The organism is Flavivirga rizhaonensis (assembly GCF_004791695.1).
Classification (GTDB): domain Bacteria; phylum Bacteroidota; class Bacteroidia; order Flavobacteriales; family Flavobacteriaceae; genus Flavivirga; species Flavivirga rizhaonensis.
This window is the reverse complement of the sequence record NZ_SRSO01000006.1, coordinates 34,729-46,835: the sequence shown is the minus strand read 5'-3', so window position 1 is coordinate 46,835 and position 12,107 is coordinate 34,729. Positions and strand designations below refer to the sequence as shown.

At 34.1% G+C, this 12,107-nt stretch carries 9 protein-coding genes; 2 read left to right on the top strand and 7 right to left on the bottom strand.

Translation table 11 applies throughout. The features are described 5' to 3' along the window. Positions 1–6: 6 nt before the first annotated feature. From EM932_RS05675 to EM932_RS05645, 7 genes are all read right to left on the bottom strand, one after another. Positions 7–2,337 (bottom strand): TolC family protein, encoded by a 2,331-nt coding sequence (locus EM932_RS05675; protein WP_135876213.1) that lies wholly within the window; start codon positions 2,335–2,337, stop codon positions 7–9. 578 nt (positions 2,338–2,915) lie between these two features. After that, positions 2,916–3,713, bottom strand: a complete 798-nt coding sequence (locus EM932_RS05670) for a 3-keto-disaccharide hydrolase (RefSeq protein ID WP_135876349.1) — start codon at positions 3,711–3,713, stop codon at positions 2,916–2,918. Positions 3,714–3,878: 165 nt separating this feature from the next. Continuing rightward, complete coding sequence (locus EM932_RS05665; protein ID WP_135876212.1) at positions 3,879–4,931, bottom strand: sugar phosphate isomerase/epimerase family protein; 1,053 nt, start codon at positions 4,929–4,931, stop codon at positions 3,879–3,881. 93 nt (positions 4,932–5,024) lie between these two features. After that, the gene (locus EM932_RS05660; RefSeq protein WP_246040919.1) at positions 5,025–6,170 is read right to left on the bottom strand and encodes a Gfo/Idh/MocA family protein; all 1,146 of its coding nucleotides are present in this window, start codon (positions 6,168–6,170) and stop codon (positions 5,025–5,027) included. Positions 6,171–6,177: 7 nt separating this feature from the next. Beyond that, positions 6,178–7,353 carry an MFS transporter gene (locus EM932_RS05655; RefSeq protein WP_135876211.1) on the bottom strand — a complete coding sequence of 392 codons (1,176 nt, stop codon included), beginning with the start codon at positions 7,351–7,353 and terminating at the stop codon, positions 6,178–6,180. A gap of 24 nt (positions 7,354–7,377) precedes the next feature. Beyond that, positions 7,378–8,334 (bottom strand): sugar phosphate isomerase/epimerase family protein, encoded by a 957-nt coding sequence (locus EM932_RS05650; protein WP_135876210.1) that lies wholly within the window; start codon positions 8,332–8,334, stop codon positions 7,378–7,380. A 210-nt stretch (positions 8,335–8,544) separates the two neighbouring features. Next, on the bottom strand, positions 8,545–9,576 hold the full coding sequence (locus EM932_RS05645; RefSeq protein ID WP_135876209.1) for a helix-turn-helix transcriptional regulator: 1,032 nt from the start codon (positions 9,574–9,576) through the stop codon (positions 8,545–8,547). 163 nt (positions 9,577–9,739) lie between these two features. Between EM932_RS05645 and EM932_RS05640 the strand changes: the two genes are divergently transcribed. Beyond that, the gene (locus EM932_RS05640) at positions 9,740–11,464 is read left to right on the top strand and encodes a GMC oxidoreductase (RefSeq protein WP_135876208.1); all 1,725 of its coding nucleotides are present in this window, start codon (positions 9,740–9,742) and stop codon (positions 11,462–11,464) included. A 4-nt stretch (positions 11,465–11,468) separates the two neighbouring features. Continuing rightward, positions 11,469–12,101: a gluconate 2-dehydrogenase subunit 3 family protein gene (locus EM932_RS05635; protein ID WP_135876207.1), complete on the top strand. Its 633-nt coding sequence runs from the start codon at positions 11,469–11,471 to the stop codon at positions 12,099–12,101. Positions 12,102–12,107: the final 6 nt, after the last annotated feature.

Genomic DNA, 12,107 nt, shown 5'->3' with positions numbered 1-12,107 from the left:
TGGTTGTTAGTTTTTACTCAAAATATATTGATTGGCTTCTTGAATGAATTGCTGATTTTCTGCTTGTGTATGCGTCAAAAAGAAGTAGCCTATAGCGCGTTCTAATTGCATGGAAGTAATTAAATAATTATAGTTTGCTGTAGATCTTGCTAACTGAGCTTGCAAGTAATTTGTTTGCGCATCAATTAATTGAATAATTGGTACCGCTCCTTGTTTGTAAGCATTTTGTGTAAGATCTAAACTTTCTTTAGCGGTTTCTTCAGATACTTTAGAGATTTCAATATTCGCGATTTCACTAATCAAATCTAAAATAATATCATTAACATTTTTCTCTATACTTAATTCAATATTGTCCTTTTCAAAACCTAATTGTTCTTGCTGAATTACAGCTGTTTGACGATTTATATTTCTTTGATTTTGATTGAATATTGGTAAGGACAAATTCAATCCGATATTATAAGTGCCATCTGGCGCAGTTGGAAAACCTGCAGGAACAGTTGCCCCTTTTCCAGATTGAGAGATTGCCAAATTGTATTGTCCTTGTATTGCTACCGTAGGGATAAAACGACCATAATCATTTAAATCGTAAGTCCGTTTAGTGACATTTAAGTTATAAGCAATGCTTTTTAATTCCGGAGCATTCTTTTTAGCTTGCTGTATTAGAAACTCAATTAAAGCTGGCTGTATTTTTGGGTCGTCTAAAATCTTATAAAAATCCTCATATTTATAGTTTTTAAAAACACCTTCAGAGAGCACCGCATCATTAATGTCTATATCCTTATTTATAGGCGAATTCATCAATTGATTGATCGTAAAAAAAGCCTGCTGTAATTGATTCCCTGCTTCAATAAGACTTTGTGTGTTTTGTGCTAACTGACTCCTAAAACGTAATACATCTGATTTACCGGATGCGCCTCCTTCAAAATTTTGTTCTGCTAATTCTAAATTACGTTTTGTGGTTTGTAAGTTTTGATTCTGAATATTAGTATTCGTTTTTAATATTAAAGCATTAAAATAAGCAACTGAGGCATTTAATATAGCATCTAATTCGTTCGCATTATAATTTTCTTGTTCTGCTTTTTGTAATTCATCTTTAATATCAATATTCGCTGAAGCACTTTCAGAATAAATCAATTGTTCCAAAACAACATTTCCAGATGTTGAAAATTCTGGATTACTCCCATTTGAAATTTCTGCTACTTTAGGATCTAAATAAACACCACTCACTCCAGCAGTAACGTTTGGTAAATAACCACTTTTAGCTGTTTTGACATCTTGACTGCTTAACTCGATACTCTTTTTACCTGAAGACAATCCCAAGTTTTTATCTAAAACACCTCGCATGATATCTAATATAGACAATGCATTTTCAACTTTAGGTTTTGTAGTACTACCAATAAAATCTGCTGAGCCTAACATCGCATATCGCAATGGAAAACTAATACGTTTTGCTGTATCGTAATTAATCGTGATTTTGTTTTTATATTCAAGGAACAATGGTAACTCGGAAGCATTGGTACCATTTGATATCGCCTCAACATTTAAAGCGATACGCCTGAAAAATTGATCTAAATTGGTTTGTGGTTGATTTGTCGCTAAAATGCCTCGTTCTACATCTTTAACTCTATTGGCTGAAAATGAGGGTAATTTCTTGCCATTAATTATTGAGGTTAATTGATCGAATTGTGCATCGCTAAACTCAAAACCACCAGCTAAATAAACGGCATCCAAGCCATTTAAATCGGAATCATTCAAACCACTTTCAGATAAAGGGATTAAACGATATTGTTTCCCTTCTTTCTGAAAATATGGAATAAATATAGTTTCCAATGGAAGTGCATCTATAATATAACTATCTATTATAATCCCAATATTCTTATAATCGTAAATCGTTTTAAAGGCATCCAGGTCTTTCTTGTAAGACAACGGAGCGATAATATATGTAATGTTGTTAATCCCAGATGTTTTTTGTTCTGGCGGTAGATTTATAAAATCTGAATTAATGGAGCCAAAAACAATAACAGGTTTGGTATAACTTTCTTGTTGACTCAAAACAATATTATCCATGATTCCAAAAGCTAAAATAATATCTACATCACTATTAACCAATGATTGATAATTAGCTTTTGCTGTTTCTAAATTATAATTGTTTGAAAGTACATTTTTAAAGTTTACTGTTTTACCTTGACCTAAAACTGCTTTAATTTCAGTTTTTAATTGTTCTAATAAAGGCTGTACTTCTGGTGTATCTTTATCGGTTAAAAGACCTATGTTTATGGTTTGAGAATAATTTAATTGAAAAATAAGTACAAAGAAAAATACAAGGGATTTTTTCATTTATTTATAATTAGGTTGTAGAAACGTCACTTCTACTTTAGTGTTTTTTGAATGATAATATAGTAAAAGTTTTCATTTTTAACAATTTATACATTCATCTTGTGTTTGTCAAAAAACAACTTTTTAATTACAGGTATTATATTTAGATCATTTCTTAAAAGAATCTAATGATTAACACCTAGGGCAAAAGTATTTATTTATGTAGGGGCAGAGAAAAAAAAGAAACAAAGCGACTTAAATGGTATTTGAAACGACTAAAACAGCATTCAAACTAAATTGCAAGATAGTTAACATTGATGTTTAAGGACATGTATGTCATCCAGAACACTATCGAAAACAAAATATATTTTATTTGAAGATATAAAGCGTAGCTTGTGAGGAGGAATCTCATCCTTCTGAAATTTCTCATTGCATTCGAAAATGACAACTAATACCAATTCTTGTTTGGAATAACTAAGTGAACTTCAACATCAAGTTAGCGATCACTTACCAATTCACACGACAAAACGAATCACTATCAAATACCTCATCTAATTCACTAATTTTTTATGGATTGTGTAGATGATATTTTTAAGACCCTAATCCAACTCCCTAACCCAAATATTTCGATAACTTACGCCACTATTATCACCATGATCCTGAAGTCTTAATGCGCCTTTTCCATGTGGATTATTTTTAGGCCAGCCTATATATGGTGTAGTCCCTTTTATTTCATAATGATCTTGAATTAAAATACCATTATGCAACACAGTAATGGTTGCTGACTTTGTTTTTTCTCCTTCTGGGTTGAATTCTGGAGCATGATAAATAATATCGTAGGTGTTCCATTCCCCTGTTGGCAATGAAGCTTTTGCTAATGGAATGGATTGCTTGTAAATAGACCCTACCTGTCCATTAACATAAGTGTCATTATCATTATTATCTAATACTTGCACTTCGTAACGTTCCTGAAGAAAAACACCACTGTTACTTCTATTTTGTCCACTAGCCCTTTTCTCAGGAGAAGATCGCCATTCGATGTGCAGCTGGATACAGTCAAACTTTTGCTTTGTTTGAATATCTCCAGATTTATCTTTAACCGTCATAGAACCATCATCATTCAAAATCCATTGAGCAGGGCTACCATCTTTTGTATGCACCCAGTTATCTAAATTTTTACCATCGAATAATACAATAGCATCACTTGGTACGCCATCTTGCCCCGTAGGGTTTACTGTAGGCGGTACAGGCTCATAAAATTCTGTATCTTTAGGATCTGTTGGTTCTTTTTTAAGGTCTACTTTCTCCTTAGTTTTTACTGGCGTTTTATTTTCCTTATCATCAACACATGCAAAAACACACACTCCAGCCAGGACGATTAAAACTGTTTTTCTAATATTCAAAATTTATAGTTTTTAAGTTTAGTTAAAGACTTCGGCTGTGTTCAAGATAAACCTTCTAGAAATCTCAAAAGGATGAGATCCCTCCTCACAAGCTACGCTTTATATCTTCAAATAAAATATATTTTATTTTCAATAGCGTTCGGAATGACATCATTCAAATTACAGTCCCAGTATATTCTTCAACTGTTCTTCATCAACATCGCCCCCAGCAAAGTCATCAAAACTACGCTCTGCCGCTTCAATAATATGCTTTTGAATAAAAGGCGCTCCTTCTCTCGCACCTTGTCCAGAGGATTTTATACAGCATTCCCATTCCATAACAGCCCAGACATCACATTCATATTTTGTTAGTTTTGAAAAAATCCCTTTAAAATCTACTTGCCCATCCCCAAGCGATCTAAACCGTCCTGCACGATCTTTCCAATCGGCATACCCGCCATAAACCCCTTGTTTTCCAGTAGGGTTAAATTCCGCATCTTTTACATGAAACGCCCTAATACGCTCATGATAATAATCGATAAAGGTTAAATAATCCAATTGTTGCAATACATAATGACTTGGGTCATATAAAATATTAGCCCGTTTATGATTACCTGTGGCTTCTAAAAATCGTTCATAAGAAATCCCATCATGTAAATCTTCACCTGGATGGATTTCGTAACACACATCAACACCTTGTTCATCAAAATGATTTAAAATAGGAAGCCACCTTTTAGCGAGTTCTTTGAATCCCATTTCTACTAGTCCATTTGGTCGTTGTGGCCATGGATACATGGTATGCCACATTAAAGCTCCAGAAAACGTAGCGTGTGCATTTAAACCTAATCTTCCACTTGCCGTACCCGATTTTTTAACAAAGTCTATAGCCCATTCTGTTCTTGCTTTTGGATTATTTCTAACATGTTCGGGTGCAAAACCATCAAACATGCTGTCGTAAGCAGGATTCACAGCTACTAATTGCCCTTGTAAATGTGTAGATAGCTCTGTGATTTCCAACCCATAAGATGCTACTTTTCCTTTTAACTCATCGCAATAAGTTTGGCTTTCTGCAGCTTTTTCCACATCAATCAAACTAGACTCCCAAGTTGGAATTTGAATGCCTTTATACCCTAAATCTGCTGCCCATTTACACATCCCATCCAGAGAATTAAATGGCGCTTCACTTCCTGCAAATTGCGCTAAAAATACAGCAGGTCCTTTTATTGTTTTCATAATATTACTCTTATCTTAAAGCCCCTCCTAACCTTCCCAAAAGGGAGGAACTGAGAGCTCATATTCAATATGATTTTCCTTTGATTCTTGTTTTTAAATTTTTGTCCAAGCCGCATTATTCGTGTCACTTTCTACTGCAGCATAAATAAACTTCATACCACGAACACCATCTTTTGCTGTTGGGTAATCTGGCTTTTCTATCGTTTCTCCGTTTAAGACTGCCATTAAATGGGTTACGAAATTTTTATAAATAGTAGCAAAAGCTTCCAAATAACCTTCTGGATGACCAGCGGGGATTCTAGATACATTCAATGCTTCTGGATATAGATCGTTTCCGTTTGGTGTAAAGATTTTAATAGGATTTTCAAGCCAACGTGTAATCAATTGATTTGGGTTTTCCTGGTGCCATTCTAAGCTCCCTTTTTCACCATATAGTCTAATGGCTAAATTATTTTCTTCTCCTAAAGCAATTTGAGAAATCGACATGGTTCCTTTTGCTCCATTTTCCATACGAAGTAATAAATTACCATCATCGTCTAGAGTTCTACCTTCCCCAAATCGACCTAAATCAGCAGCTAGTTCATCAATTTTTAAACCTGTAATATATTCGACCAGATTTTCAGCATGGGTTCCAATATCTCCTAACGCACCACCTATTCCAGAACGTTTAGGATCCACTCTCCAAGCTGCTTGTTTATTCTCTGTAGATTCTACTGCCGTAGACAACCAACCTTGTAAATATTGAACTTGTATTTTTCTAATGTTTCCTAAATCACCATTAGCTACCATAGCTTTGGCTTGCTTTACTAATGGGTGTCCTGTGTAATTATGTGTTAGCGCAAATAATTTTCCGCTTTTAGCAACAATCTTTTCTAAGGCAATGGCTTCTTCTAATGTTAAAGTCATTGGTTTATCACAAACCACATGAAACCCATTCTCTAAAGCTAGTTTTGCTGGTGGAAAGTGCATATGATTTGGCGTTACAATAGCCACAAAATCCATTCGGACATCAGCTGGAAGTTCTTTTTCTTTTAAAATCATTTCTTCATAACTCCCATAACATCTATCTTCAGGAAGATATAAAGCTTTTCCAGATACTATCGATTTTTCTGCACTACTACTAAAAGCACCACATACCAAATCTATCATTCCATCAATGGATGCTGCTTTTCTATGCACATCTCCAATGAATGATCCAGTGCCTCCACCAATCATTCCCATTCTTAATTTTCTATTCATATTTTAATTATACTTCTGCTCTTTGATTTCTTTTTTTCATATAGATATTTAGCCCCAAAAATGCTACAATTAAAATGGCAGGTAGAATAGACATCGTTCTTAAAGCTTCATTAATACCTCCTTCACCATCCATAAGTCTTCCCATAACAGGTAATACTATTGATACAGAAAACATACCGGCACCTCCCATAACAGAAAGCCCTAAAGCGCCTGTCTCTGGTAAATATTCTGCAACGAAACCAAGCATTGTTGGCCAGAAAAAAGTAACTCCTATAGCAAAAACAGCCGCCGCGACAAAAGTCATCCCTCCACTTGTTACTGTGAGCATCCATAAACCTATAAAGGTGAATATTGCAGAATATAACAGCATCCCAGAAGGTTTTAATTTATGAACCACCTTACCAGCAAATAATCGTCCTAAAGCCATAATACCATTTATAAAAGCTAATACTAATAATGGTTGTGCTACAGATTCTTTTAACAAAGACTCAATACGTTGAGTTGTCCCTAACTCAGAAGCTGCTGTAAGAAACATACAAGCTACCATAAAAAGAAACAAAGGATTTAAGACACTGGCAAACATTTTCTTATTACTTACTCCTAATTGAACACGTTCAGTCACAGGAATTTTTTGACCTATAAATAAGACCCCATAAATTATTAATGGAATAAATAAAGTTCCTACCATAAATTGCCAGCTTTGCTCCATAACATCCATTGTTAACCATCCTAAAAGTGCTCCAATTACAATACCTCCTGGAAACCAGACATGAAACCTATTCAGCATTTTAGTTTTCTCATTTGGATACATGGATGCTACTAACGGATTTAAAGCCGCTTCAACAAAGCCATTACCAATACCAACAAATAACGTTGCAATAAATAAGGACGTCATAGAATCTGCCATAATAGTTAAAACGATGCCGACTGCATGCGTAATAAATGCCATCCAGGTTATTTTTTTAATGCCAAGTAAATCAACTAAAGGACCACCTATTATCATAGCTATAGTAAATCCAAAAAAAGCAGGTGCAAAGGCATATCCTATTTGTTCAAGGGTAAGACCTACACCTTCCGGACCAAATACAGTTTCTAAACGTGCACGAATAGCAAAAGTCATTGCCGTAGTAATCAACGCAAGACAACTTGCCAGAAAAAGCCTGTTTTTATTAATATTCTCCATTATATATTTAGTTTAATTAGTTTCTCAAGAAAGTTGTTTCCCCACACGAACCAACAAATCTCTGGTTAGTTCGATTCCTTTTTCTTCAGGTAGTATATCACCTTCATATTCAACACCAACAAAACCAGTATAACCTGATTCCTTAACCATTTTCATCATTTTATAATAATTTATAACAGTATCTTCTCCTTTTTTATTAAAATTATAAGATTTTGCGCTTACTGCTTTAGCATAAGGCAACAGTTCTTTCATGCCTTGATATCTATCATATTCCTCAACACAAATTCCATCTTTGTCTTTTTCTATGCAGAAATTTCCAAAATCCGGTAACGTTCCACAATTTTTATTTTCTATCTGAGAAAACACGTCGGTCATCCACTTTCCATTTGAAGAAAAGCCCCCATGGTTCTCAACCAAAACATTAATTTTAGAACCCTTTGCAAAATCTGAAAGTGTATTTAAAGAATCGACACTTGCTTTTACTGCTTCATCTTTATTGAGACCTCCTGCTAAATTAACTCGAATCGCATGGCAGCCTAAAAAATGAGCCGCTTCAATCCATTTATAATGATTTTCAATAGCTTCTAATCTTTTACTAGTATTGGCATCTGCCAAATGACCTTCTCCATCAATCATTATCAGGACATTTTGTTGGCCTTCATTGATAGCTCTTAAATTCATCTCTTTTAAATAAGACATGTCGTTTGCTTTATCTTTAAAAAAGCCATTTACATATTCTAATCCTTCAAAACCAAAACTTCGGGATTTTGAAGCAAAATCTAAATTATTCATTTTATTTCCGAACAAAGCTCTATGTAAAGACCACTGTGCCAGAGACATTTTAAAAAACAATGATGCATCCTTAGAAGTACTATTTAATTGTTTTTTCTCTTTTTCTGAATTTTTACATGTATATAAACCAAATAGTGACAAGGCGACACTTGCAGAAGTTGTTTTTGTCACAAAATCTCTTCGTTTCATAAAGGTTGTTTTTAAGTGAGATTATGAATTATACCCATTGCCAATTAAATTTACCGTATAAAGAAAAAGTCATCATTTTTTTTACAGTAAGTTCAATCAATAAATTGGTATTGTAATGATTATGTGAATATATATATTTGAATTTAAAATATTGTGTATATTTATTCAGTGAAAGAATTTAAACATATCAAAATTTCTTTTTGATTGAAATCAAGCAAATTGAAAATTATTAATCGCATACTTTAATCTATATTCATTAGGCGAACATTTCTCATGCTTTTTAAACACTGTAGCAAAATATTGACTCGTTGTAAACCCACACATATAAGCTATTTCAGCAATAGTTAAATCTTTATTTCCTTGAAGTATTTCTTTAGACATTTCTAAGCGTTTCATCATTAAATAGCGCATAGGAGTCAAGTTCGTCAATCGTTTGCAATGATGTGTAAATCGTGTCAATCCCACTCCTGCAGATTGTGCCATCAACTCAATTGTCCAATTTTCCGAAAGACTTTTTTCGAGTTCTTTTAAAAAGAATTTCACGCTTCTAGAGCTATCTGTGAGCGATTCATTTAAAACAATATCATCTGTATTCAATAAATCGAGCAATAAAATCAATAAATAATTTACAAGTAATCTTATTCTAGAAGCATTATTACCTTTTACATCCGTGTTTACTGCTTTATTTATTCGCATAAAACAATCTCGAACGCGTTGGTCTGTTTTCCAAATAGATTTTTCATTCTGCCTTAAAATAGTAGTAAGTCTTGTTAAATCTGAAGGCGTTAAGGTTATCCAATCCGGCCAAACCCAGTCTTGATGTGGCCTACGAACACCCAAATCTATAATCACCCAATAAAACTTTCCCATGCCTATATATGGATTCCCTACTTTATGGGCTTCCCATGGACGGGTAATTGTTAAATGATTTGGCGTTAATAAAACTTCTTTGTTTTCTTGAGAATACGGCATTGTACCTGATTCTAAAAAATGAAATTCTATACCCTCGTTTCTATGCCAATCCAAACCCCAATCTTGTGGTTCGTTAGCATCCCAATATCCAATGCTATTTAGTCCGAGTGTATTTTCATCTAATCTATCACCTGGATAAGTGTGTCGTGCAAGCGCTTTAAATTTTAATTTTTTACGCTTAAAAGCATCAATTAATGGCAAACAAGTGTCGGCATGGTAAACAACCCCATCGGCTTCATAAGGTTCAATTTCTTGTATGTTTATTTTCATTGAAATAATTTGAACATCAATATCATGCAAATTAGTTAATTTTCCAATAATTAGAAATTTAAATACTATTTTCTCTGTTTTTAATGAATAAGATTATCAAATTATAGATTTCAACACTTATTCATTAGAAAAACATTTGCATATAAATATACCAAACACAATAATGATTGAAGACGTAATAACTGAATATCCAACAACCTATGACGCCATAGTTATAGGTACAGGAATTAGTGGAGGCTGGGCTGCCAAAGAGCTTTGCGAAAATGGATTAAAAACATTGGTTCTTGATAGAGGTCGTATGGTAAAACATATTGAAGATTACCCAACCATGCATATAGATCCTTGGGACTTTAAATACAGAGGAAAGCAACACGAAAATGACCTAATAAATCAGCAAACACAAAGCAGGTTATGGGGCGGATCCCTTACCAGACCAGCAAGCAAGCATTGGTTTGTAGATGATTTAAAACATCCATATAATGAAGTGAAAGACTACTTATGGATACGAGGCTATCACGTTGGTGGTCGCTCCATCATGTGGGGAAAACAGAGTTATAGATGGAGCAAAATGGATTTTGAAGCCAATAAAAAAGATGGACATGGCGTTGATTGGCCCATTCGTTATAATGACATAGCACCTTGGTATGATAAAGTCGAAGAATTTATTGGAGTCTCTGGTCAAAATTTAGGGCTTTCTCAATTACCAGACGGAAAACTTTCCGATCCTATGGAATTAAATTGTGTTGAAAAAGATTTACAAAACACTCTAGATAATGAATTTGATGATGATAGAGTATTAACAGTTGGTAGAGTGGCACATTTAACCGGAAATGCCATGCATGAAGGTAGATCTAATTGCCAATATAGAAACAGATGTATCCGAGGATGTCCTTTTGGAGGCTATTTTAGTAGCAATTCTTCAACATTACCAGCAGCAGAGCGAACAGGGAATATGCATTTACGCCCCAACTCCATTGCTTATGAAATTGTATATAGTGAAGTATCTGGCTTAGCCACTGGTGTAAAAGTTATAGATGCTGAAACTAAAGAAAAAATATTTTTTAAAGCATCTATTATTTTTAATTGTGCATCAACATTAGCAACAGCATCTATTTTACTCCAATCAAAATCTAAAAGATTTCCTAACGGATTAGGCAATGATAGCGGTGAACTTGGTCACAATCTTATGGATCATCATTACGCGGTAGGCGCGTCAGCTGAAGTTGAAGGGTTTGACGACAACTATTACAAAGGAAGAAAACCCAACGGTTTTTATATACCCCGATTTAGAAATTTAAATGATAAAACAGATCAAAAAGAATTCGTCCGAGGCTATGGTTACCAAGGCAGTGCTAGTAGAACTAATTGGCAGCGTGCTGTATCTGAATTAAGCTATGGAAAAGAATTAAAAGATGAACTTTTAAAACCAGGGCCCTGGCAAATAGGAATGACTGGTTTTGGTGAATGCCTGCCTTACCATGAAAATAAAGTATCTTTAAATTATGATATTCTAGATGAATGGGGCTTACCGACTTTAGATATAGATGCCGAGTTTAAAGAGAATGAAATGAAAATGAGAGAGGACATGAGGGATCAGGCCGTTGCCATGTTAAAAGCTGCAGGCTATAAAAATGTTCAGGGCTATTTAGGAAAAGCTGTCCCAGGAGCCTGTATTCATGAAATGGGTACAGCAAGAATGGGTCATGATCCTAAAACATCCGTTTTAAACAAGTACAACCAAATACACACTGTACCAAATGTTTACGTAACAGATGGCGCTTGTATGACATCATCTGCTTGTCAAAACCCATCATTAACTTATATGGCATTAACAGCAAGAGCCGCTAACCACGCAGCAGCAGCATTTAAAAAGAATAAAACAAGTTAAGGTTATGAATAGAAGATCCGCATTAAAAAACTTGACTATGAGTTTGGGCTATACCGTAGCTGCTCCAACACTATTCAATATGCTTGCTTCTTGTACTGCTAACGCAGAAACATGGAGCCCTGTATTTTTATCTTCTGAAGAAAAATATATGGTCATACATTTAGTAGATATCATTTTACCAGCTTCAGATAATACACCAGGAGCACTTGATGTTAATATTCCTCAGTTTTTAGATTTAATGTATCATGACATTGAAAAAAAAGAAAATCAGGAGTTGTTTAGAAAAGGTGCGAATATTTTTGCTAAAAAACTTACGAATAAATTTAATTTGAATGTTTTAGACGGAAAAAAAGAAGATTTTGAAAAATCGTTATCGTCTTATTTCAATGTTTCAAAAGAAGAAACCGAAAATATATTAAAAGAGCAAAGGCTTCCTTTAACTAAAGTTGATGATAGTAAAATGGAAAACTATATTCTATATAAATTCTTATTATCAGTTAAATATTATACCTTATTCGGATACTTTACTTCTGAAAAGGTAGGTGAAGACGTTTTAGCCTACGATCCTATTCCTGGTAATTACCAAGGTTGTATTTCCATTAATGAAGCAACAGGTGGTCGCGCCTGGTCTTTATAAATTTTA

Excerpts from the sequence above, each read along its gene's own strand:
- EM932_RS05660 (WP_246040919.1), bottom strand. The coding sequence starts at position 6,170 with ATGAATAGAAAATTAAGAATGGGAATGATTGGTGGAGGCACTGGATCA.
- EM932_RS05650 (WP_135876210.1), bottom strand. The coding sequence starts at position 8,334 with ATGAAACGAAGAGATTTTGTGACAAAAACAACTTCTGCAAGTGTCGCC.
- EM932_RS05675 (WP_135876213.1), bottom strand. The coding sequence starts at position 2,337 with ATGAAAAAATCCCTTGTATTTTTCTTTGTACTTATTTTTCAATTAAAT.
- EM932_RS05635 (WP_135876207.1), top strand. The coding sequence starts at position 11,469 with ATGAATAGAAGATCCGCATTAAAAAACTTGACTATGAGTTTGGGCTAT.
- EM932_RS05640 (WP_135876208.1), top strand. The coding sequence starts at position 9,740 with ATGATTGAAGACGTAATAACTGAATATCCAACAACCTATGACGCCATA.
- EM932_RS05665 (WP_135876212.1), bottom strand. The coding sequence starts at position 4,931 with ATGAAAACAATAAAAGGACCTGCTGTATTTTTAGCGCAATTTGCAGGA.
- EM932_RS05645 (WP_135876209.1), bottom strand. The coding sequence starts at position 9,576 with ATGAAAATAAACATACAAGAAATTGAACCTTATGAAGCCGATGGGGTT.
- EM932_RS05655 (WP_135876211.1), bottom strand. The coding sequence starts at position 7,353 with ATGGAGAATATTAATAAAAACAGGCTTTTTCTGGCAAGTTGTCTTGCG.